At 72.8% G+C, this 21,598-nt stretch carries 22 protein-coding genes and 4 tRNA genes; 21 read left to right on the forward strand and 5 right to left on the reverse strand.

What is annotated here, in order from left to right:
• Nucleotides 1-62 precede the first annotated feature (62 nt).
• A complete protein-coding gene (locus ACQUFX_RS29805) occupies nt 63-776 on the reverse strand; it encodes a CPBP family intramembrane glutamic endopeptidase (RefSeq protein ID WP_428963501.1) in 714 nt (237 codons plus the stop codon).
• Between the two features lie 61 nt (nt 777-837).
• Between ACQUFX_RS29805 and ACQUFX_RS29810 the strand changes: the two genes are divergently transcribed.
• A complete protein-coding gene (locus tag ACQUFX_RS29810; RefSeq protein WP_428963502.1) occupies nt 838-1,428 on the forward strand; it encodes a TetR/AcrR family transcriptional regulator in 591 nt (196 codons plus the stop codon).
• 66 nt (nt 1,429-1,494) lie between these two features.
• On the opposite strand, the gene ACQUFX_RS29815 is transcribed toward ACQUFX_RS29810, so the two are convergent.
• A complete protein-coding gene (locus tag ACQUFX_RS29815; RefSeq protein WP_428963503.1) occupies nt 1,495-2,070 on the reverse strand; it encodes a Uma2 family endonuclease in 576 nt (191 codons plus the stop codon).
• Between the two features lie 111 nt (nt 2,071-2,181).
• Here ACQUFX_RS29815 and ACQUFX_RS29820 point away from each other — a divergent pair, with 111 nt between their 5' ends.
• The 8 genes from ACQUFX_RS29820 to ACQUFX_RS29855 all read left to right on the forward strand — a co-directional run bounded on the left by ACQUFX_RS29820 (nt 2,182) and on the right by ACQUFX_RS29855 (nt 11,311).
• Nucleotides 2,182-2,928, forward strand: coding sequence for a NuoI/complex I 23 kDa subunit family protein (locus tag ACQUFX_RS29820; RefSeq protein ID WP_428963504.1), 747 nt, complete (start codon nt 2,182-2,184; stop codon nt 2,926-2,928).
• Entirely contained in the window at nt 2,925-3,542 is a 618-nt protein-coding gene (locus tag ACQUFX_RS29825; RefSeq protein WP_428963505.1) for an NADH-quinone oxidoreductase subunit J family protein, read from the forward strand. The genes ACQUFX_RS29820 and ACQUFX_RS29825 overlap by 4 nt, the downstream gene beginning before the upstream one ends.
• 1 nt (nt 3,543) lies before the next feature.
• Nucleotides 3,544-3,948, forward strand: a complete 405-nt coding sequence (nuoK, locus tag ACQUFX_RS29830) for an NADH-quinone oxidoreductase subunit NuoK (protein WP_428963506.1) — start codon at nt 3,544-3,546, stop codon at nt 3,946-3,948.
• A complete protein-coding gene (locus tag ACQUFX_RS29835) occupies nt 3,945-5,885 on the forward strand; it encodes an NADH-quinone oxidoreductase subunit 5 family protein (RefSeq protein WP_428963507.1) in 1,941 nt (646 codons plus the stop codon). The genes nuoK and ACQUFX_RS29835 overlap by 4 nt, the downstream gene beginning before the upstream one ends.
• Nucleotides 5,882-7,417 carry a complex I subunit 4 family protein gene (locus tag ACQUFX_RS29840; RefSeq protein WP_428963508.1) on the forward strand — a complete coding sequence of 512 codons (1,536 nt, stop codon included), beginning with the start codon at nt 5,882-5,884 and terminating at the stop codon, nt 7,415-7,417. The genes ACQUFX_RS29835 and ACQUFX_RS29840 overlap by 4 nt, the downstream gene beginning before the upstream one ends.
• Entirely contained in the window at nt 7,414-8,916 is a 1,503-nt protein-coding gene (locus ACQUFX_RS29845) for an NADH-quinone oxidoreductase subunit N (protein ID WP_428963509.1), read from the forward strand. Before ACQUFX_RS29840 ends, ACQUFX_RS29845 begins: the two co-directional genes overlap by 4 nt.
• Before the next feature lie 90 nt (nt 8,917-9,006).
• Nucleotides 9,007-9,882: a zinc metalloprotease HtpX gene (htpX, locus tag ACQUFX_RS29850; RefSeq protein ID WP_067359589.1), complete on the forward strand. Its 876-nt coding sequence runs from the start codon at nt 9,007-9,009 to the stop codon at nt 9,880-9,882.
• 154 nt (nt 9,883-10,036) lie between these two features.
• On the forward strand, nt 10,037-11,311 hold the full coding sequence (locus ACQUFX_RS29855) for an MFS transporter (RefSeq protein ID WP_428963510.1): 1,275 nt from the start codon (nt 10,037-10,039) through the stop codon (nt 11,309-11,311).
• Nucleotides 11,312-11,397: 86 nt separating this feature from the next.
• Here the strand turns inward: ACQUFX_RS29855 and ACQUFX_RS29860 are convergent, their stop codons facing one another.
• Entirely contained in the window at nt 11,398-11,931 is a 534-nt protein-coding gene (locus ACQUFX_RS29860) for an AAA family ATPase (RefSeq protein WP_428963511.1), read from the reverse strand.
• Nucleotides 11,932-12,112: 181 nt separating this feature from the next.
• Entirely contained in the window at nt 12,113-12,607 is a 495-nt protein-coding gene (locus ACQUFX_RS29865) for a YajQ family cyclic di-GMP-binding protein (protein WP_428963512.1), read from the reverse strand.
• A gap of 149 nt (nt 12,608-12,756) precedes the next feature.
• Between ACQUFX_RS29865 and ACQUFX_RS29870 the strand changes: the two genes are divergently transcribed.
• Nucleotides 12,757-12,840, forward strand: a tRNA-Tyr gene (locus ACQUFX_RS29870).
• A 321-nt stretch (nt 12,841-13,161) separates the two neighbouring features.
• Here the strand turns inward: ACQUFX_RS29870 and ACQUFX_RS29875 are convergent.
• Nucleotides 13,162-13,515, reverse strand: a complete 354-nt coding sequence (locus ACQUFX_RS29875) for a hypothetical protein (RefSeq protein ID WP_428963513.1) — start codon at nt 13,513-13,515, stop codon at nt 13,162-13,164.
• A 120-nt stretch (nt 13,516-13,635) separates the two neighbouring features.
• Between ACQUFX_RS29875 and ACQUFX_RS29880 the strand changes: the two genes are divergently transcribed.
• The 11 genes from ACQUFX_RS29880 (at nt 13,636) to rplK (ending at nt 21,564) form a co-directional block, all read left to right on the forward strand.
• Entirely contained in the window at nt 13,636-14,115 is a 480-nt protein-coding gene (locus tag ACQUFX_RS29880) for a hypothetical protein (protein ID WP_428963514.1), read from the forward strand.
• A gap of 809 nt (nt 14,116-14,924) precedes the next feature.
• Nucleotides 14,925-17,453 (forward strand): putative bifunctional diguanylate cyclase/phosphodiesterase, encoded by a 2,529-nt coding sequence (locus ACQUFX_RS29885; protein ID WP_428963515.1) that lies wholly within the window; start codon nt 14,925-14,927, stop codon nt 17,451-17,453.
• A gap of 369 nt (nt 17,454-17,822) precedes the next feature.
• A tRNA-Thr gene (locus ACQUFX_RS29890) sits at nt 17,823-17,895 on the forward strand.
• 26 nt (nt 17,896-17,921) lie between these two features.
• A tRNA-Met gene (locus tag ACQUFX_RS29895) sits at nt 17,922-17,994 on the forward strand.
• A gap of 132 nt (nt 17,995-18,126) precedes the next feature.
• Entirely contained in the window at nt 18,127-18,294 is a 168-nt protein-coding gene (gene rpmG / locus ACQUFX_RS29900) for a 50S ribosomal protein L33 (RefSeq protein ID WP_046567246.1), read from the forward strand.
• Nucleotides 18,295-18,489: 195 nt separating this feature from the next.
• Complete coding sequence (locus tag ACQUFX_RS29905; protein WP_428963516.1) at nt 18,490-18,936, forward strand: FAS1-like dehydratase domain-containing protein; 447 nt, start codon at nt 18,490-18,492, stop codon at nt 18,934-18,936.
• A 1-nt stretch (nt 18,937) separates the two neighbouring features.
• Entirely contained in the window at nt 18,938-19,330 is a 393-nt protein-coding gene (locus ACQUFX_RS29910) for a MaoC family dehydratase (protein WP_067359598.1), read from the forward strand.
• A gap of 131 nt (nt 19,331-19,461) precedes the next feature.
• Nucleotides 19,462-19,534: transfer RNA gene (locus ACQUFX_RS29915), tRNA-Trp, on the forward strand.
• Nucleotides 19,535-19,744: 210 nt separating this feature from the next.
• The gene (gene secE, locus ACQUFX_RS29920; protein WP_428967125.1) at nt 19,745-20,161 is read left to right on the forward strand and encodes a preprotein translocase subunit SecE; all 417 of its coding nucleotides are present in this window, start codon (nt 19,745-19,747) and stop codon (nt 20,159-20,161) included.
• A 38-nt stretch (nt 20,162-20,199) separates the two neighbouring features.
• On the forward strand, nt 20,200-20,922 hold the full coding sequence (gene nusG / locus ACQUFX_RS29925; protein ID WP_428963517.1) for a transcription termination/antitermination protein NusG: 723 nt from the start codon (nt 20,200-20,202) through the stop codon (nt 20,920-20,922).
• Nucleotides 20,923-21,132: 210 nt separating this feature from the next.
• Nucleotides 21,133-21,564, forward strand: coding sequence for a 50S ribosomal protein L11 (gene rplK / locus ACQUFX_RS29930; RefSeq protein ID WP_067359601.1), 432 nt, complete (start codon nt 21,133-21,135; stop codon nt 21,562-21,564).
• The last annotated feature ends 34 nt before the right edge of the window (nt 21,565-21,598 follow it).

Here is a 21,598-nt window from a genome sequence, read left to right on the forward strand (position 1 = left end):
GCCGCGTCCGTTCCGTCCCATCATGGCGGAAGCGTCGCCGTCCGGCTGGGCGACGACCCGGGTCAGGCGGCCTCGGCGAGGAAGGCGAGGACGACCAGGGTGCCGTTGCTCACCGCGTGGGCCAGGATCGGCACCCAGAGGTTCCGGTACCGGTGCAGCAGCCAGGCGAAGAGCAGCCCGGCGAGGAGCGCGCTGACGGTGTTGAACACCCGGGGCAGGTGCATCACCGCGAAGAACCCGGCGGAGAGGGTGATCGCGGCCAGGGCGGGGAGCCGGGCGGCCAGGCCCTGGAAGAAGACGCCCCGGTAGAGGACCTCCTCGTACACCGGGGAGGCGATCGCGCCGAAGAAGAACGCGAAGGCGAACTGGGCGAGCAGGCCGCCGGACGGACTACCGCCCTCCCCGCCCCCGCCGCTCGTCACCGCCGCCGGCAGGGCCACCAGCAGCCCGAGGGTCAGGGCGGCCTTGGCGAGGCCCCACCCGGCCGCCGCGCCGAGGTGCCCGGCCCGGGGGCGGTCCAACCGCAGGGGCCCGCGTACGGCGCCGAACCGGTGGTACGTCACGGCGAGGCCGACCGCCAGTTGGGTGCCGTTGATCAGCAGCCAGGCGATGCTGGTCGCCGCCAGCTCGGAGGCGCCGAGGAGTTCCGGCCCCCGGGCGAGGAGATCCGCCACCGGCGCGTTGGCCAGCCCGAAGCCGACGGCGAGCACGATCACCAGGTCCAGCCAGGTGAAGCGGGTCGAGGTGGTGGGTGGTGGCGTGGTTCGAGTCGTCACCGTCGCAAGATTAGTCGCGTGACCTATTTAGGTCAAGCGACCGATAACATAGGATCGGGCGATGCCGAAGGTCGTTGATCACGAGGAGCGGCGGCGGCTGCTCGGAGCTGCCGCCTGCGTCGTGCTGAGCCGGTCCGGAGTCGCCGGGACCACCGTCCGGGCCGTCGCGGGCGAGGCGGGGATGGCCCTGGCCACCGCGCAGCACTACCTCCCGACCCGGGAACTGATGGTCCGCGCCGCGATGGCGCACCTGGCGGAGCGGGTCGTCGGCCGGGCCCGCGCGCTCCGGTTCGGGCCGACCGCCCTGGCCACGCTCCGGCTCGCCGCGCGGGAACTCGTCCCCCTCGACCCGGAACGGATCTTCGAGGCCCGGGTCTGGCTGATGCTGACCGCCGAGGCGCTGATCGACGAGCAGGTCGCCACGGTCGTCCGGGAGAACGCGGCCGAGCTGCACGGCAACCTGGTACGCCTGATCGACCTGGCCCGCGCGGACGGTAGCGCCGGGGCCGACGTCGACGGGTCCGCCGCCGCGAGCGCCCTGGCCACCCTGCTGGACGGGTTGACCGTCCGACTGCTCTCCGGCGTGCTCACCCCGGACGAGGCCCGGTCCGAGATCGACGCCCACCTCGCCCGCCTCGCCCCGGCCCACTGACCATCACAACGGTGCGGGGCGAGCACCCAGCGGCCGGGCCGGGTCGGGAGGGCCGACCCGCAGGGGTCAGAGGTACCGGGGAGTCAGCCGGGCGACCGACAGGTTCACCGGGAAGGGCTCCCCGGTGTCGACGAACTTCGTCCAGCGTCCGGTCTCGGTGTAGACCTCGTTCACCGGGTCGATCGTGTGGGTGTGCACGACCAACCCGTCCGGCCCGGTCTCGATCCGCCAGTAGTGGGGGATCCCGGCCTGGGCGTACAGCGCCGGTTTCAACACCCGGTCGATGGAGCGCGTGCTCGGCGAGACGATCTCCACGGCGAGGACCACCTCGTGCGCCTCGTACCGGGCCGGCCGGCGCTGCGCCGCCGGGGTGGTGATGACCAGAACGTCCGGGATGAAGGACCGGGTGCGGTTGATCCGTACCTCGACGCCCTGGGTCACCTGGTACTCGTCGGGGCACTCTTCTTCCAGTGCGACACCGAGCCGCATGGCGATGGTCTGGTGGGCGGCGGTGGGGGAGGGGGACACGAGCAACACTCCATCGAGCAGTTCGCGGCGACGACCGTCGCCGGGCAGGGCGTCGAGGTCGTCCGTTGTCCACTCGCCCGACGGCGGTTGGTCGTCGTGCAGTGCGGCGGTCATCGACGGGTACCTTCCTCTTGCGGTGGTGTCCGGTGTGTCGTTCTCCCCAGCCGTACCGTACCGCCGCGAAGAGTCGGGTGGTGGTCGCGCGCGCCGGGCCCACAGGGCAGGATGGTCGACATGAGCGAGCATGGGGACCGCAGTGGGCGCAGCCTGCCCGGGGCCGGCCTGGCGAAGGGGCTGGCCGTCACCCTCAAGACGATGACCCGCCGCTCGACCACCCAGCAGTACCCGGACGTCGCCCCCGACCTGCCACCGCGCAGCCGGGGCGTGATCGCCCTGCTGGAGGAGAACTGCACGGTCTGCATGCTCTGCGCGCGCGAGTGTCCGGACTGGTGCATCTACATCGACTCGCACAAGGAGGAGGTGGCGGTCCCCGGGGCCGCCCGTCCCCGCCAGCGCAACGTCCTCGACCGGTTCGACATCGACTTCTCGCTCTGCATGTACTGCGGCATCTGCGTGGAGGTCTGCCCGTTCGACGCGCTCCACTGGTCTCCCGAGTTCGAGTACGCCGAGTACGACATCAAGGACCTGCTGCACGACAAGGACCACCTCGGCGAGTGGATGGCCACCGTGCCACCGCCACCCGCGCACGACCGGCACGGCGAGCCGGCCAAGGAGGAGACCGCCGCCGCCCGCAAGGCCGCCGCCCCCACCGCGCCGCCCGCCCGACCGGCCGCCCCCCGGGGTACGCCCCCCGCCCGCCCGGCCCCCGACCGGGTCGCACCACCGGCCGGCGACCGCGGTACCCCCGCCGGGGGCCGGCCCGACGAGGGCGGCACCCCCGGCGCGGAGGCCCCCGGCGCGGAGGCGTCTGGTCCAGAGGCCCCCGGCGCGGACGGAGGCGCGGCCCGGTGACCGGCGTCGACGTGCTGCTGCTGGCCCTCGGCGCGGTGGCCGTCGGGGCGGGCGCGCTGGTGGTGGGCACCAGCCACCTGGTGCGGGCCGGCCTGTACCTGGTGGTCTGCCTCGGCGCGCTGGCCGGGATCTACCTGGTGCTCACCGCCGAACTGGTCGCCTGGGTGCAGGTGCTGATCTACGTGGGCGCGGTGGTGGTGCTGCTGCTCTTCGCGGTGATGCTGACCCGGGCCCCGATCGGTGCCTCCGACGACCTGGACCGGCCGGGCTGGCCGGCCGCGCTGATCGGTGGGGGCAGCGGGCTCGGGCTCGCCCTGCTCCTGGTCGACGCGTTCCGCTGGTCGACGGTGGACCTGCCCGAGGCGGGCACCGCCGAGCGCCTCGGTGACCAGATCTTCCGCAGTTGGGTGCTCCCCTTCGAGGTGCTCTCGGTGCTGCTGCTCTCCGCCCTGGTCGGGGCGATCGTGCTGTCCCGGCCCGACATCGGCCGCCCCGCCGGCCGGGACGCGACGGGCGGCGGCGACGGCACAGGCGACGGCGCGGCCGGCGGCGGAGCAGCCGGCCACGGGCCGGCGGCCCCCGACGGCCGGGCGCGCACCGGAACGGGGCGGTGACGTGCGGCCCGTCATCCCGTACGTCACCGCGGCGCTCCTGTTCGGCCTGGGTGTCTACGGCGTGCTGCGCCGCCGTAACGCCGTGCTGGTGCTGATGGCCGTCGAGCTGATGCTGAACGCGGTCAACCTGATCCTGATCACCGCCGACACCACCGCGAAGTCGATGTTCCCGCACGGCGGTCAGGTCTTCGCCCTCTTCGTGATCGTGCTCGCCGCCGCCGAGATCGGCGTCGGGCTGGCCATCGTGCTCCAGCTCTACCGGATGCGGGCCAGCGTCGCGGTCGACGAGGTGCCGCTGACCGAGGAGACCCCGGCGACGGCCCCCGTTCCGGCCGGCACCGTCGCGGCCGGCACCGCTCCGACCGGGCCCGCGCCGGCCGGTACCGATCGGGAGGGGGCGCGGTGACCGGGCTGCTCGGTGTGCTGCTGCCGGCGGTACCCCTGGTCGCCGGCCTCGCCGGCCTCCTGCTGCCGCCCTCCCCCCGGGGCGCGGCCAGCGGCGAGGGGCCGGCCCGGCGGGCCGCCGTCGCGCTCGGCGTGACCGGCGCGGCCGGCGCGCTCGCCGTCGCGGTCGCCCTGCTGGTCACTCTCGACGCCCCGACCGAGGCCGGCACCACCTGGCTGGACCTGGCCGGGCTGCGGATCACCCTCGGGGTACGCCTGGACGGTGCCGCCGCCCTGGTCGCCGTCGCGGTGGCCGCCGTCGCCCTGGCCGTGCAGGTGTACTCGGTCGGCTACCTGCGCCGGGGCCCGCACGACGACCTCGACGTCGACCACCGGTACCCCCCGTACGCGGCCCAGATCAGCCTCTTCACCGCCGCGATGCTGACCGTGGTGGTCGCCGGGGACCTGATCCTGCTGCTGGTCGGCTGGGAGGTGATGGGCATCTGCTCGTACCTGCTCATCGCCCACGACCGGCGGCTGCCCGAGGCCCCGGCCGCCGCGACGAGGGCGTTCCTGGTCACCCGGGTCGGCGACGTCGGCTTCCTGCTCGGCATCGCCCTGCTCGGCGTCTCGGCGGGCAGCTTCCGGATCGCCGACGTGCTCGCCCACGACCACGCCACCGGTACGCTCACCGCCGCCTGCCTGCTGCTGCTCGCCGGGGTGGCCGGCAAGAGCGCCCAGTTCCCGCTGCACACCTGGCTGCCGGACGCGATGGCCGGCCCGACCCCGATCTCCGCGCTGATCCACGCCGCCACCATGGTCGCCGCCGGGGTGTACGCGGTCACCCGACTCTTCCCGCTCTTCGTCGCCGCCCCGGTCGCGCTGGCCGTCCTCGGCGTCATGGCCGCGACGACCCTGCTGCTCGGCGCGTTCGCGGCCACCGCGCAGGACGACCTCAAGCGGGTGCTGGCCTGGTCCACGGTCTCCCAGATCGGCTACATGACCGGGGCGCTCGCGGTCGGTGCCCCCGCCGCCGCGCTGTTCCACCTGCTCACCCACGCCGCGTTCAAGGCGCTGCTCTTCCTCGCCGCCGGTGCGGTGATCCACGCCGTCGGCACCACCCTCATGTCCCGGATGGGCGGGCTGCGCCGCAGCATGCCGGTCACCTTCTGGTGCACCCTGGTCGGGCTCGGCGCGCTGGCCGGGCTGCCGCCGCTGTCCGGGTTCTGGAGCAAGGACGGCGTGCTGGCGGTGGCCCAGACCGCCGCGCTGGACGGCACCGGGCCCGCCCCGGCCTGGGTGGGCTGGCTGGTCTGGTTGGCCGGGCTGCTCGGCGTCGTGGTGACCGCCTGGTACGCCACCCGCCTGCTGCTGCGGACCTTCTTCGGCGAGCTGCGGGAGCCGCTGCTGCACCCGCACGACCCACCGGCGCTGCTGCGCTGGCCGGTGCTGCTGCTGGCGGTCCCGGCGGCGCTGCTCGGGCTGGCCGCGTTCCTGCCCGCCTTCGCCGACCGGCTCGCCGTCCCGGCCGGTCGGCTGGCCGTTCCCGCCGACGGCCCGGCGGAGGAACTGGTGCACCTCGGGCCGGCGCTGCTGCTGCCCACCGTGCTGCTGCTGGCCGGGGCCGGGCTGGCCTGGGCCGGCTGGCGGCGCGACCCGACCGACGATCCGGCCCGCGCGCTGGGTCCGCTGCGGCCGGTCCTCGCGGCCGGCTTCCGGCTCGACGACGTCCAGCACACCCTGGTGGTACGCCCGGTCCGGGCGCTCGGCCGGCTCGCGCGTACCGCTGACGAGACGGTGGTCGACGGCGCGGTGACCGGGACCGGGCGGGCCGCCCGGGGCCTCGGCGGCGGCCTGGCCGCGCTGCACCGGGCCGCGCTGCCCCGGGCGGCGGCCGGCGTGCTGGCCGGCGCGCTGCTGATCGGCCTCGCCGCCGTCCTGATCGGAGTGACCTCATGAGCTTCGGCGAGTTCCTCCTGGTCGCGGTGCTGGCGGTGCCGGCGGTCGGCGCCGTGGCGGTGGCCGCGATCCGCCGGGACCGGGCCGCCCGGCTGGTCGGCACGGTGGTCGCCGGGCTCACCCTGCTGCTGGCGGCGCTGCTGGCCACCGGGGACCGGAGCTGGTTCGCCTGGGCCGCCGGGACGCCGGCGGTCCGCCCCTGGCACCGGCTCGACCTGCCCTGGGTGCCCGGCCTGGACCTGCGCTTCCACCTGGGCGTGGACGGCATCTCCTGGCCGCTGGTGGTGCTCACCGCCCTGCTCACCCTGCTCTGCTGCGGGTACACGCTGTGGCGGGTGCCGCCCGGCGGCAGCGGCCGGGCCCTGGTGGCGCTGCTGCTGGTGGTCGAGGTGGGCATCCTGGGCACCTTCCTCGCCCTCGACCTGGTGCTCTTCTTCCTCTTCTTCGAGGTCGTCCTGCTGCCGATGTACGCGATCATCGCCGGCTGGGGCGGCAGCGCGGTGCCGGGCGGCCCGTCGGCCCGGGACGCGGCGCGGGCGGCGGCGCGCAAGTTCGCCCTCTACACCCTCTTCGGCTCGGTGCTCCTGCTGGTCGGGGTCTACGTCGTGGTGGCTGCCGCCGGCACCGCCGACATCGTCGCGCTGACCGGTGGGGCCGGGCTGTCCCGGGGCACCCAGCTCGCCGCGTTCGTCCTGCTCGGGCTGGCGTTCGCGGTGAAGAGCCCGCTCTGGCCGCTGCACTCGTGGCTGCCCGACGCGCACACCCAGGCCCCCACCGTCGGCAGCGTGGTCCTCGCCGGGGTGCTGCTCAAGATGGGCACGTACGGGCTGATCCGGGTGGCGGTGGGGGTGGCCCCGGAGGGGGCCCGCTGGGCCGCCCCGGTGCTCGGCGCGCTGGCCGTGACGGCGATCCTGGTCGGCTCCCTGGTCTGCCTGGCCCAGACCGAGCTGAAACGGCTGATCGCGTACTCCAGCGTCGGGCACATGGGGTTCGTGCTGCTCGGCATCGCCACGCTCACCGCCACCGGCCTGCAGGCGGCGCTGATCGGCAACGTCGCCCACGGGGTGATCACCGGACTGCTGTTCTTCCTGGCCGGGGCGGTGAAGGACCGGACCGGCACCGGCTCGCTGGCCGAGTTGTCCGGGCTGCGGGAGACCGCGCCCCGGCTCGCCGGGCTGCTCGCCTTCGCCGCGATCGCCTCCCTCGGCCTGCCCGGCCTGGCCGGGTTCTGGGGTGAGGCGCTGGCCGTGGTCGCCGCCGTGCAGGTGGGCGGGGCGTTCTGGACCACCCTGGCCGTGCTGGCCGCGTTCGGCGGGGCGCTCACCGCCGCGTACCTGCTGCGGCTGCTGCGCCGGGTGACCCACGGCCGGCCCAGCCCGGCGGTCGGGCGGGTCACCCCCGGGCTGGCCGGGGCCGAACTGACCGCGTGGGCGCCGCTGGTGCTGCTGGCCCTGGCCGTCGGCCTGGCCCCGACCCTGGTCCTCGGCGTCGCCGACGCCCCGGTGGCCGCCCTGGTGGAGGTGCTGCGATGACCGGGAGCCTCGTCCAGAGCATCGACCACGTGGCGCTGCTGCCGGCGTACCTGGCCGCCGGGACGGCCGTGCTGGTGCTGCTGGCCGACGTCCTGGTGGGCCGGGGCCGGGTGACGCTGGTGGTGGCCGCTCTGGGGGCCGCCGGCACGGCGGTCGGCGCGGCCGTGGTCGGTGCGGGACCGACCCGGCGGACCTTCTGCGTCGGCACCGACTGTTCGTACGTCCTCGGCGACCGGGCCGCCCTGGTGGCCGTGGTCTTCGCCCTGCTCGCCCTCGGTGTGCTGGGGCTCTCCGGCCCGCTGCTGCGCGCCGGTGCCGCCCCGGTGGGGGAGTACGCCTTCCTGCTGGCCTGCTCGATGACCGGCGGGGTGGTGCTCGGCGCGGCCGGCGACCTGATCACGCTGATCGTGGCGCTGGAGACGCTGACCCTGCCGATCTACGTGCTGGTCGGCCTGCGCCGGGGCAGCCTGGCCAGCGCCGAGGCGGCGGTCACCTTCTTCGTGGTGAGCGTGGTCGCCACCACGCTGACCCTGCTCGGCGCCGCCCTGCTGTACGCGGTCACCGGCGGGCTGCACCTGGACCGGCTCGGCGCGCTCTTCGCCGAGCGACCCGACCTGCTCGACCTGCCGCTGGCGAGCGCCGCCGTGACCCTGGTGGTGCTCGGGCTGGCCTTCAAGGTCGCGGCGGTACCGTTCCACGCCTGGGCGCCGGCCACCTACGACGGCGCGTCGGTGCCGGTGGCCGCGTACCTCTCCACGGCGTCGAAGTTCGGTGGCGTGGTGGCCCTGCTCGCCGTGGTGCAGCACGCGTTGCCGGCCACCGTGACCGGGCCGGTGCTCGCCCTGCTCGCCGTGCTGACGATGACCGTGGGGAACCTGGTGGCGCTGCGGCAGCGGCGTACCGTCCGGCTGCTGGCCTGGTCGTCGGTGGCCCAGGCCGGGTACATCCTGGCCCCGCTGGGCGCGCTGGCGCTGGCCGCCGGTCGCGCCGAGGAGGCCCGCACGGCGGCGTACGCGGCGGCGGTGGCGTACGCGGTCTTCTTCGTGGTGTTGGAGCTGGGCGCGTTCGCGGCGGTGGTGGCCCTGCGCCCGGCCGGCGCGGACGGCGGCTCGATCGCGGACCTGCGCGGCGCGGCCCGGCGGCGGCCCTGGGTGGCGGCGGCGTTCGGGCTGGCGCTGGTCGGGCTGGCCGGACTTCCTCCCGGGCTGGCCGGGCTCTTCGCGAAGGTGACCGTGGTCCGGTCGCTGCTGGCCGGCGAGGCGGGCTGGCTCGCCCTGGTGGTGGCGCTGAACGCGGTCGTCGGTCTCGCCTACTACCTGCGGGTGGTCGCCACCCTGTACGCCCCCGACCCGACCACCGCCCTGTCCCCGGCCACCGTCCCGACCTCCGCCGCAGCGCCGGCCCGGATGGTGCTGGCGGTGCTGACGTTGACGACGGTGGTGGCGGTGGTGGTCGGTCTCGCCCCGCAACTGGTGCTGGATCTGGCCGCTCCCAGGTAACTCTCAGTCATTAGACGGACTGTGGTGGGGTACCGGTTTGTTGAACCGGTCAGCGGATCGGGGTCCGGTCCGTGCACCGAAGGAGACAACGTGCACCACAACCGTCTGAAGACCGCCGCGCTGCTCGGCCTGCTCACCTCGCTGATCCTGGCGGTGGGCTACTGGTTCGGCGGCAGTGGCGGACTGGTCATCGCCGTCGTCGTGTCCCTGCTGATGAACGGCGTCAGCTACTTCTTCTCCGACAAGATCGCACTACGCTCGATGGGGGCGCAACCGGTCAGCGAGGCACAGTTCCCCGAGCTGTACCGGATGGTGCGGGAACTGGCCACCCAGGCCGACCAGCCGATGCCCCGGCTCTACGTGAGCCCCACCGCCCAGCCCAACGCGTTCGCCACCGGGCGGAACCCGCAGCACGCGGCGGTCTGCGTCACGCAGGGGATCACCCAGATCCTCGACTACCGTGAGTTGCGGGGCGTGATCGGGCACGAGCTGTCCCACGTCTACAACCGGGACATCCTGATCTCCAGCGTGGCCGCCGGCCTGGCCGGCATCATCACCATGCTGGCGAACCTGGCCCTGTTCATCCCGCTCGGCGGCCGGGACGAGAACGGTCCCAACCCGCTCGTGCTGCTGCTGACGATCATCCTGGGCCCGATCGCGGCCACGGTGATCCAGTTGGCGATCAGCCGGAGCCGGGAGTTCCAGGCGGACGCCTCCGGGGCCGAGCTGACCGGGGACCCGTTGGCCCTGGCCAGCGCCCTCCGCAAGATCCACCGGGGGACCCAGGCCCGGCCCCTGCCCGCCGAGGGGCAGCTCACCAGCACCGCCCACCTGATGATCGACAACCCGTTCAAGAAGGGTGGCGGGGTGGCCGCCCTGTTCGCCACCCACCCGGCGATGGAGGAGCGGGTCCGCCGGCTGGAGCAGCTGGCCGCCAACAGCGGCCCGGTCCGCTTCCAGCGCTGACCCCCGGTCCGTCCCGGTAACCCCGCCCGCCACCCGCGTCCGGTCTCCCACCGGGCGCGGGTGGCCTGGTGTGAGGCAGAAAACCGTTCCCCCGCCGGAAGGTCGGCGTTAGGGTCGTACGGTCTTGCGCTCATTACACACAAGGGGGGCCGTCGTGGCCGCAGTCGGTCGCTACCTGGGCGTGTGGCGGATCCCCGGGGCACCCGTACTGCTGATCACCGGCATCATCGGCCGGCTCGGCATCGGCATGACGCCGCTGGCCCTGCTGCTCGTCGTGGAACAGGTCACCGGGCGGTACTCCCTCGCCGCCGTCGCCGGTGGGATCTACGCGCTCTCCGGGGCCGCGCTCAGCCCGGTCGCCGGCCGGGTCGCCGACCGGCTCGGCCCCACCCCGGTCCTGCTGGTCACCGCCGTCGCCCACCCGCTGGCCCTGGTCGCCCTGCTGCTGACCAGCCGCTCCGGGTCGGGCGCGCTGACCTCCATCTACCTGGCCTCGGCGGTGGCCGGAGCGACGTACCCGCCGCTCACCGCCGCCATCCGGGGCGCCTGGAACGACCTCACCGCCCCGACCACCGGCCGGTACCACCTGCGCAACACCGCCCTCGCCGCCGAGACCACCCTCTTCGAGGTGGTCTTCGTGCTCGGGCCGCTGCTCGTGGCGGCCTTCGTGCTCCTCGCCGACGCCTCCGCCGCACTGCTCGGCGCGGCCGTGGTCACCCTGGTCGGCACGACCGTGGTGGCGCTCGGCCGGGTGATGCGCGGCTGGCGTCCGCACCCGCGCGAGCACCAGGCCCGGGGGCTCGGCCCGCTCGGCGTCCCGGGCTTCCCGGCGCTGCTGGTCTGCGTGGCCAGCCTCGGCGTCGCGTTCGGCGCGGCCGGGGTGACCGTCCCGGCGTACGCCACCGGGCACGCCGGGGGCGGGGACGCCGAGGGGCTGGCCGGGGTGCTGCTCGCCGTCTGGGGCGTGGGCAGCGCCGCCGGGGGCTTCTGGTTCGGCACCCGGGCACCCGCGCGGAACATGACCCGCCAGTTCGCCTGGCTGCTCGCCGGGGTGGCCGGCTCCTTCGCCGTCTTCGCGGTGATGCCGGGCCCGGTCGCGCTGGGCGTGGCCCTGGTCGTCGGGGGCGCGCTGATCGCCCCCGCGCTGACCCTGGAGAACACCCTGGTCGGTCGGATCACCCCGAACGGCATGCTCAACGAGGCGTACACCTGGGTGGTGACCATGTCGGTGGGGGCCAGCGCGGCCGGCGGCGCGATCGCCGGGATGATCGTCGACCACGCCGGCGGCGTGCCCGGCGCGTTCCTCTTCGCCGGGTCGGCGGTCGCCGTCGGGGCCCTGGTCGCCGCGCTGCCCGCCGGCCCCGTCGCCCGCGCCGAGTCCCGTTCCGAGGTACGCCCAGACGGCGTCCTCACCCCCGAGCCGGCCTGAACCCGGTCCGCGCCGTCTGGTGGACACCATCGAGAGCTTGCCGTCGCCTACGAGGCGAATCGGGCGCGCCTTCGCGCAGTACTCGCCTAGGTACCCGGGCTTCCCCCGGTAGCTCGAAGGACGATCTGCCCGGCGGCTTGTGCGGGAGTCAGGTGCGTGGTGTCGACGACCTCGCCTTCAGCATGCAGCCACGTGCGGGCCGCCTCGGCGTAGGGCTGGAGGTACCTGAGGCGGAACGGTGACGGAACGGGGTGTGCTGCCTCGATACGCCGGCGGAGGGTGTCCTGGTCAGCGTGGAGGACGAAGTGCCGCACCGGGATGGCATGGTGGGCGAGGCCCCCGCTGATCTCGCGCCAGTACCGCTCGACCAGGACCGTCATGGGAATCACCAGAGTGCCGCCGGTGTAGTCGAGCACGCGGAGGGCGGTCTCGACGACGAGCTGCCGCCACGGCGGCCAGTGCTGGAAGTTGTCAGTCTCGGGCAGCCCCGGCGTGATGTCCATGAGCGTCTCGCCGACTTTCTCGGCGTCGAACACCCGTGAACCTGGGATCAGCTGCTGCACGAGCGGGCTGGTCGTCGTCTTGCCCGCGCCGTGGGTGCCGTTGAGCCACACGATCACGGGACACACTAACGCGCGTGAGCACCCGGACGGCTCCGGTCGGGTTGACGAGGACCGGGGTCCAGGCCGTCACCAGGGCGTCGGAGGACGGATGTAGGCAACCAACGACGACGACTGGTGACGACTTCTGCCCCGGTAACGAGGCGTAGCCGACCTGACCACCAGGCCGGCCGACACCTGCCTACCGGTAGTTGGTGAACTGGAGGGCGATCCCGAAGTCCTCGGCCTTGAGCAGCGAGATGACGGCCTGGAGGTCGTCCTTCTTCTTGCCGGTCACCCGGAGCTGGTCGCCCTGGATCTGCGCCTGGACGCCCTTCGGCCCCTCGTCCCGGATCTTCTTGCTGATCGCCTTGGCCTTCTCCGACTCGATGCCCTGGACGACCTTGCAGTCGATCTTGAAGATCTTGCCGGACGGCCGAGGGTCGTCGGCGTCCAGCGACTTCAGCGAGATGTTCCGCTTGACCAGCTTCTCCTTGAAGACGTCCAGGGCGGCCCGGACCCGCTCCTCGGTCTCCGCCTGGAGGCCGATCGTCTCCTCACCCGACCAGGTGATCTCGGCGCCTGTGCCCCGGAAGTCGAACCGCGTCGAGAGCTCCCGCTCTGCCTGACGGAGGGCGTTGTCGACCTCCTGCCGGTCGACCTTGCTCACGATGTCGAACGACGGGTTCGCTGCCATGCTCATGCTCCTGCTGTCTGGCGGTCTCGGTACGGACGGTCGCCCGCCGGCCGGCGGGCGGAACCCCCTGACCGTACCCGGTTGCGGTGGGCCCGGAGGGAACCGCTATCCTTGCATCCGCCGCCGCGCACCGCGCGACGGTACGCCCTGGCGGGTTGCCCGAGCGGCCAATGGGAGCGGACTGTAAATCCGTCGCGAAAGCTTCAGAGGTTCGAATCCTCTACCCGCCACCAGGTGCGAGCACGGCCCCCGATCAGCAGAGATGCCGATCGGGGGCCGTTGTCGTTGAGCTGGCCGAGTCCGGCCGTTCACGACTGCGGCGGGCAGATGGTGGGCAGGTCGATCTTGCCGGCTGGGTGGCCCGGTGACGGCTTTCGGGCCGGCGCCGGTGGGGCTGGCTGGGGTCGTGCGGGCCGGGCGGGCGGTGGGCGGCTGAGGAGCTGCGTCCGGTGCGACTCGGCTGCGGTAGCCGCCTCCGCGTCGTCGCCGTCCGCCCCCAACCAGCTCCACGCCGTCGCAATCATCCGATGACAGGCACGGTCGCCGCCGACCGGCTAGCGAAACTCGTGCACCACCTCGATCAGTCCGACGATGTGTGCGTTGAACTCGTCCAGTTCTTCGGCGGGCACCCACAGCTCAAGGATCGTGTTCCCGCCGACCCGGCGGATCGGGTACCGGTTGGCAAAATCCGCGGCCAGTTCGAAGCGGGTCACGTATCCCACGCCGGAGGCGGGCACGTTCCAGTCGCGGGCGATCCGTATTGCGTAGTCCTTGTTCAGGACCGGGTAGAAGATCGGCTGGTCCGGCAGGCGTGGCGGCCAGCGTCGCCACCCCGAGGCGCGGACAAGGTCCAACTCCTCAGGACCGGTCGGGCGCCACGCCACCAGAGTTTTCGTATCGTCGCTCATCTCGACCTCGCCGCAGATGGTGAAGGTGAACCCGGACAGCGCCGATCTGCCTCCGGGAGGGCCGTGGTTCAGCCATTTCCGACTGTCGGGACGAACCGGCGCTGCCGCCGGGTCGGTCTGGTGCTGGCGGTCACCGCGCTCACCCTCGTCGGCTGCGCCGACGCGGTCGACCGGGGCCGGCAGGACGCCAGGGACGCGGCCCTGGCGGATGCGCAACGGTACGTCCGGGACGCCGAGGTCGCCGCGATCAGCCGCAGTGACCTCGGCGACGGATCCGTCCGCTACCTGCGCGGGCGGTTGGCGGAGGCGGGTGCGCAGGTGCTCGGTTCGGGAAGCCTCCCGGGGCAGGCCGAGGCGGGGCCGGTGGTCGGTTGGGTCGACGCCGCGCTCACCCGTACGTCCAGCAACACCGTGTGGGCGGAGGGCGCGACGGTGACGACCTGCGTCCGCTTCGAGGTGTCCTGGTCCGACCGTGCCGGCGCCCGGTACGTCTACCACGGCGGCCCGGCCGACCGCCGGAGCCCAGTGCGCCGCAGCCCGGCCCGGCGGTGTCACGACCGGTCGGGTGGCCGGGCCAGCCGAGCCGGGCGGGCCGGGTAGCGGTCACGGGCTACGGGGTCGCCGCCGGTGACAGGTCCGCCGGGCAGTCCATGACCCGGCCCCGCGTCACCCCGCTCACCAGGGAGTGGGCTATTCGGACAAGCGCGCTGTGCGGTGGCCGAACCGGTTGCGGGGCGGCCGTACCCTTTGGGCGGTTGTGGGTCCGGGTGGGGCCCGAAGTCTCCGGGCTGGCGTTGCTGGCTGCGGCTTCCGGCGATCCGGGCGGACGCCGAGGCGCAGTTGCGCATAATGCGCATTGCGGTCGAATGGTCACCGTTATCAATGATGCAACAGCCGACGGTGAAGGTGCCCCGAGAACAGCGTCCAATGTGGTGCAAGTGCAGCTGCAGATGCGAACGCAGGTGCAGATGCAGGGGTTCGGTGATCCGCGCGGTTCGAGGGTGAGGTCGCAATTTGCAGCTTCTGTAGCAGCCGACGGACCTGCGGTGACAGGCATCTGGGCCGGAGAGGTGGTCAGGGGCGTCGAACGGATGAATTAGTCAGCCGGTGCCCCGGGGAGCGGTCCTCTCCGCTTTTACGCCTGCATGCCGTGTGGCACCATCGTGGAACCTCCGCCTTCTCTGACGGACTCGTGACAGGAGCGAACATGTCTGGTCGAAGGTTGGGCCGTATCATCGGCTCCCTCCTCGCTCTTGCTGCCCTGGGGGTCCTCTCGGGCGCAGTGATGGAAACCCAGAACAGCGTCGAGTGGCACATGCCGTCACCGCATGTGACCGTTCGATAGCCTGTCGGTCAGGTCGGCTCAGGCCGGCTGACTGGATCCCACGGTGAGCGTCAGAGGGGGCGGGATGGCTGAGCGCCGGCCCCGTTCGCGTCGGTCGATCGAGAACGCCTGGTTGGTCACCGGCCCCCTCGCGCTCATCGCGGTCTTCTGCTCGTCCGTCCTGGCCCTGGTCGCCCGACCGGTGGTCGGGGAGTGGTTGACCACCCTGGGAATGCTGGCGGTGATGGTCGCCGCCGCGATGCCCACCATCAACATCGTCGTCCGGCGGCAGGCCCTCGGCCTGCTGCTGGCCGAGATACCCCTGGTGGTGGCCTTCTACCTGCTGCCACCGCTGTCGGTGGTGCTGGCCTACACGGTCGCCACGCTGATCGTGCAGATCCGGCGCAAGCTCGCCCCGGTCAAGTTCTGGTTCAACATCGTCCTCGCGGCGGCCGGGACGTCGTTGGCCGAGACGGTCCTGTTGGCCCTGCCCGAGTTGGACGGGGTCGGCCCGGCGACGTGGGGCACCCTCTTCCTCGCCACCAGCGTGCACACGCTGGTCACCCAGGCGGCCGTGGTCGCCGTGATCGCCGTGGTGCAGGGGTGGCAGGCCGGTCGGCAGCTCATCCGGAGTTCGCCGCCGATCCTGCTGGCCGGGATCATCAACGTGGTGATCGGGCTGCTCATCCTGATCACGCTGGTCACCAACCCGTGGAGCATCGTCCTGCTCGCGGCCTTCGCGTTGGCCCTCGTCCTGGTGTACCGCTCGTACACCCAGTTCCTGCGCCAGCACCGGACGCTGGCCGACCTGTACCAGCTCACCCGGGCGATGACCGAGAGCGGGCACGACGGCACCCTGGTCGACGCCCTGCTCGGCCGGGTCCGGGGCCTGATGCAGGCGGAGTACGCCACCCTCTGGCTCCCGGCGCAGGGGCGCCACCCCGAGTTCCTGCTGACCGCCCGGGAGGACGACACCGGCCTGCTGGACGTCGCCGTCACGCCGGCGGAGTTGCGGGAACGGGCGCTGCGCGAGGCGCGGATGGTCGCCGTGGGCGCCCGGCTGCGCGGCGAGCCCGACCTGCGGGCCTGCCTGCGCGCCGAACGGGTCAAGGACGTCATCATCCTGCCGCTGCGCTCCGGTCAGGTGGTCATCGGCACCCTGGAGGTGGCCAACCGGCTGGGCGACCCGAACCACTTCACCGCCGACGACATCCCCGTCTTCGAGACGGTGGCGGCGCACGCGGCAGTGGCGCTGGAGAACTCCCGGCTGGTCGACCGGCTGCGGCACGACGCATACCACGACGCGCTGACCAAGCTGCCCAACCGGCGTCGGATCACCGCCGCGCTGGACGAGGCGGTGAAGATCCGGGCGCCCGGCGAGGTGGTCGCCGTGCTGCTCTTCGACGTGGACGGGCTGCGGCAGGTCAACGAGACGCTCGGGCACGCCGCCGGGGACAAGGTCCTCGCCGAGGTCGCCGACCGGCTGCGGTCCTGCGCGCCGTCGGCCGCCCTGGTCGGCCGGGCCGGTGGCGACGAGTTCGTGGTCACCCTGCGGCTGGAGAACGTCGAGGCGGCCGTCGAACTGGCCGGCACGCTGCGCGAGCAGATCCGCGACGAGATGGTCTTCGACCCGCTGACCCTCGACGTCGACACCGCGGTGGGGGTCGCGGTGCACCCGGACCACGGCAGTGACGCGGCGACCCTGCTGCAACGGGTGGACCTGGCCGCGATGGCGGCCAAGTCCGTACCGGGCAACGTCCAGGTGTTCAGCCCGGCGCTGGAGTCGCCGTCGCTGCACCGGCTCGGCCTCGCCGGCGACCTGCGACGCGCGCTCGACGAGGGTGAGGTGCAGGTCTACTTCCAGCCGAAGGTCACCCTGCGGGACCGCCGGCTGGTCGGTGTGGAGTGCCTGGCCCGTTGGGAGCACCAGACGCACGGGGCGGTGGCGCCGGAGGACTTCGTCGCGGTGGCCGAGCACACCGGACAGCTCGGCCGGCTGACCGAGCTGGTGCTGCGGGAGGGGCTGCGGCGCAGCCGGGACTGGTCGCACGCCGAGCAGCCCCTCGCCGTCTCGGTCAACCTCGCCGCCCGGACGCTCACCGACCGTGACTTCCCCGAGCGGGTACGCGAACTGCTCACCGAGTACGGCGTGCCGCCGCACCGGCTCACCTTCGAGATCCGGGAGTCCGGGGTGCTCGACGGGACCGACCGGCCGATCCCGACCCTGCGGCGGCTGCGGGATCTCGGCGTACGGCTCTCGCTCGACGACTTCGGCACCGGCGCGACCTCGCTGGCGTACCTGCGGCGGCTGCCGGTGCACGAGGTGAAGGTGGACCGGTCGTTCGTCCAGGGGATGGCGACCGATCCCGGCGACCTGGCCATCGTGAACGCGGTGGTGACCCTCTCCCAGCAGTTCGGCCTCACCGTGGTGGCCGAGGGGGTGGAGAGCGAGCTGACCCTGGAACTGCTCCAGGACATCGGCTGCGAGATCGGCCAGGGCTTCCTGTTCAGCCGCCCGCTGCCGTACGAGCGGTTGGCGGCCTGGTTCAGCGCCCAGGCCGAGCCGGACGCCGTCGGCATCCTGGACCTGCCCCGCCTCCGGGCCGTGACCTGATCCACGGCTGACCCCGCCCGGCCCTCCTGCTGCCCCGTCCCGGCTCCGGTGCGCCTGTCGCCACCTGCCCGGCCGTCCGACGTCCCGGCACGAGCCGCCGGCTGTCCGGCCCCGGATGGCCCCTGGCCCGCCTCGGCCCCTCTCATGCCTGCCGGGGGCCGCTGTCGGCCGGGCGGTGCGGCCTGTGCCGGCTCAGACCAGGGCCGCCCGGGGACGCCCCCGACCACCCCCAGCGCCCTTGCGGATGCCGCTGCGACTGCTCTGACCTGCGGAGACGCGCCCGGTGGCGGTGAGCGGGGGATCCGATTTCACCTCCGGGTCCGGGCCGTGTACTCTTACCCCTGCGCGCCCCACGGGGAGATCGCGCAGGCCCCCTTAGCTCAGTCGGCAGAGCGTCTCCATGGTAAGGAGAAGGTCTACGGTTCGATTCCGTAAGGGGGCTCAACGGGTCCGGCTGGACCCACCCGCGGCGGTGTAGCTCAGATGGCAGAGCAAGCGGCTCATAATCGCTGTGTCGCCGGTTCAAGTCCGGCCACCGCTACTTTCGGCCTCTGGGTACGTTCCCGGTGGTCGTTGGGGCGGGCGCCACAGGCGCCCGCTTTGCGTGTCCGCGTCGTCAACGCGTACGCTGATGCGCTGTAGTTGTGTCCGTTAGCGAGGAAGGCACTCCGCCGTGGCGAAGGCGACCGATGTCCGGCCGAAGATCACTTTGGCGTGTGTGGAGTGCAAGGAGCGCAACTACATCACGCGCAAGAACCGCCGTAACGACCCGGACCGCATCGAGCTGAAGAAGTTCTGCCCCCGGGACGGCAAGCACACGCTGCACCGCGAGACCCGCTGAGTCTGCGCCGGCCCCGAGCCGGCGATCCTCGAACGCCGATCCGGAACGGACGCGCGGCACCGCCGCACGTCCACCCGGGTCGGCGTTTCGTGTTCCCGGCCACCTGCCACCCGCGGCGGCGGTCGGCGCGGCGACCGGCCGACCGGCCCGGTCACGGGTGCGGAGGCCGTGTCGGGCCCGTTGTAGGTTCTCGGCATGCCCATGGACCCGTCCTTCGTCGGCCGGACGTACCCGCCGACCGCCCCCTACCAGGTGGGCCGAGAAAAGATCCGCGAGTTCGCCACGGCGATCGGCGCCGCCGACCCGGCTCACCACGACCCGGTTGCCGCCCGCGCGCTGGGTCACCCCGACGTGGTGGCCCCGCCCACCTTTCCCGTGGTGGTCTCCGAGCGGGCCAGCCAGCGGGTCTTCACCGACCCGGAGCTGGGCGTCGACTTCAGCCGGGTGGTCCACGGCGACCAGCGGTTCGCCTACGTCCGCCCGGTGGTCGCCGGGGACGAGCTGGTCTGCCACCTCACCATCGAGGAGATCACCCAGCGCGGTGGGCACGACTTCCTGACCACCCGTACCGAGGTCGTCACGACGGCCGGCGAGCCGGTGGTCACCATGTGGTCCAAGATCGTCGTACGCGGGGAGGGCTGAGATGGAGCTGCCGGTCAGGACGTACCGGGTGACGCGGGCGGACCTGGTCCGCTACGCGGGCGCGTCGGGCGACTTCAACCCGATCCACTGGAACGACCGGGTGGCCACCTCGGTCGGCCTGCCGGGGGTGATCGCCCACGGGATGTTCACCATGGCGCTGGTCGGCCGGGCGCTGACGGAGTGGGCCGGCACCGCCGACGCGGTGGTCGAGTACGGGGTCCGCTTCGCCCGGCCGGTCGTGGTCCCGAACGACGACGAGGGCACCGAGATCGAGGTGTCGGCGAAGGTCCGGGAGGTCACCGAGGATGGTCTCACCAGGCTCGATGTGACCGCCGTCTGCCAGGGGGAGAAGGTCCTCTCGCAGGCGCGGGCGACGGTGCGGACGCGCGGCTGAGGCGGCTTCGCCACGCGTGTGGGGGAGACCGGTTGGGAAAGTCGTGCTGGTACCCGTACACTGGTCCGCCGTGGGGCATGTGACCCCCGCACGGTCCTGCACGACCGGGTGGGGTGAGCGTTGCCGCACATAGGGGTGTAGCTCAATTGGCAGAGCAGCGGTCTCCAAAACCGCAGGCTGCAGGTTCAAGTCCTGTCACCCCTGCGCCTCAGGCCTGACCGTTCCGTGGGTCGCGCCGCCCCCCAGCGGCGTCCGGCCCGTGGTGGTGGTATCGGCGGGTGGCTCCGAGGCATCGGGGCCCTTCCGGTCGGTCCGCCGGCCGCGGCCCGTCGCGGGACGGTTGGTCCGGCCGGCGTGACCAGCGCCGCGTACGCCACCCGGCGTACGACCCGATTTCCCGCGACGGAGGGCGAAGTGGCCGATAACAAGCGGCGCGGCGAGGACGCCGGCGACGACCGTCTGAACGAGAACGACGACGTCGTCGACGAGACCGCCGGCGACGATGTGGCCGATGCCGACGCCACCGGCGCGGACGAGCCGGTATCGCGCGGTGGCACCGCGACCCGGTCGAAGGCCGCCAAGGCCGAGTCGGCGGACAGCAAGCCGAAGACCAAGGCAGACAGCGGCCGGGTGGGCCTCTTCGGCCGCGTGGCGCGGTTCTTCCGCGAGGTCGTGGCCGAATTGCGTAAGGTCATCTGGCCGACCCGCAAGGAGCTGCTGACCTACACCGCCGTGGTGGTCGTGTTCGTCGCGGTGATGCTGACGATCGTGGCCGGGCTCGACTTCGCCTTCGCGAAGGGTGTGCTGTGGGTCTTCGGCAACCCCAGCTGACCGGCTGACTGAGCCGATAGTGACGGAAGTGAGCGAGCGTGCCTGAGTACGACGAGACCGCCGGAACCACGGACGACCAGTCCACGGTGGCGACGGCGGCCAGTGACGAGTCGGTCGGGGCCGCCAGCGAGCCGGAATTCCCGACCACCGAGCCCGAGCCGGCCGAGGACTACGACCCGGTCGCCGAGCTGCGGCAGAAGCTGCGGTACGCGCCGGGCGACTGGTACGTGGTCCACTCGTACGCCGGTTACGAGAACAAGGTCAAGACCAACCTCGAGACCCGGATCACGTCCCTCGACATGGAGGACTACATCTACCAGGTCGAGGTGCCGACCCGGGAAGAGGTCGAGGTCAAGAACGGCAAGCGGTCCCAGGTCCAGGCCAAGGTCTTCCCGGGCTACATCCTGGTCCGGATGGAGTTGACCGCCGAGTCGTACTCCTGCGTGCGCAACACTCCCGGGGTCACCGGCTTCGTGGGGGCGACCGACCGGGCCGACCGCCCGGCTCCGCTCTCCCTCGACGAGGTGCTCAAGTGGCTGGCCCCGGCGGTCGAGACCGAGCAGAAGAAGGCCAAGCCCGAGGTCAAGGTCCTGGACTTCGAGGTCGGTGACTCGGTCACCGTCACCGACGGCGCGTTCGCCTCGCTGCCGGCCACGATCAGCGAGATCAACGCCGACCAGCAGAAGCTGAAGGTGCTGGTGTCGATCTTCGGCCGGGAGACCCCGGTCGAGCTGAACTTCAACCAGGTCGCCAAGATCTGACCGATCGCCGGCGGCGGGCAGCCGCCGCCGGCGACAGGTGGTTCTCGACCCCCGACGGGCCGTTCCCGGCGGGGGTCGTCGTCCCCGCCGGACCTCTTCCGGAGGGGCCGGGGTGGCTGCGCTACCCTAGAACGTCGCCGTCGTCGCACCGCGCTGACCGTGCGCGCCCGAGGCCGGCGCCTTTCCCAGTTCCAAGCCCCAGGAAGAGACATGCCTCCGAAGAAGAAGCTCGTCAAGACGTTCACGCTTCAGCTCCCGGCGGGCCAGGCCACCCCGGCGCCGCCGGTCGGCCCCGCGCTCGGCCAGCACGGCGTGAACATCATGGAGTTCTGCAAGTCCTACAACGCGCAGACCGAGTCGCAGCGGGGCGACATCGTCCCCGCCGAGATCAGCGTGTACGAGGACCGCTCCTTCACCTTCGTGCTGAAGACCCCGCCCGCCGCCCGGCTGCTGATCAAGGCCGCCGGCGTGCAGAAGGGCTCGGGCGTCCCGCACAAGGAGAAGGTCGGCTCGGTGACCCGCGCCCAGCTCCGGGAGATCGCCGAGAAGAAGATGGCGGACCTCAACGCCAACGACATCGAGCAGGCCGAGAAGATCATCGCCGGCACCGCCCGGTCGATGGGCCTGAACGTCGCCGACTGACGTCGGTCACCTCCCGACCAGACCCGATCGTGGG

Source organism: Micromonospora fluostatini (assembly GCF_050410825.1).
GTDB lineage: Bacteria > Actinomycetota > Actinomycetes > Mycobacteriales > Micromonosporaceae > Micromonospora > Micromonospora rosaria.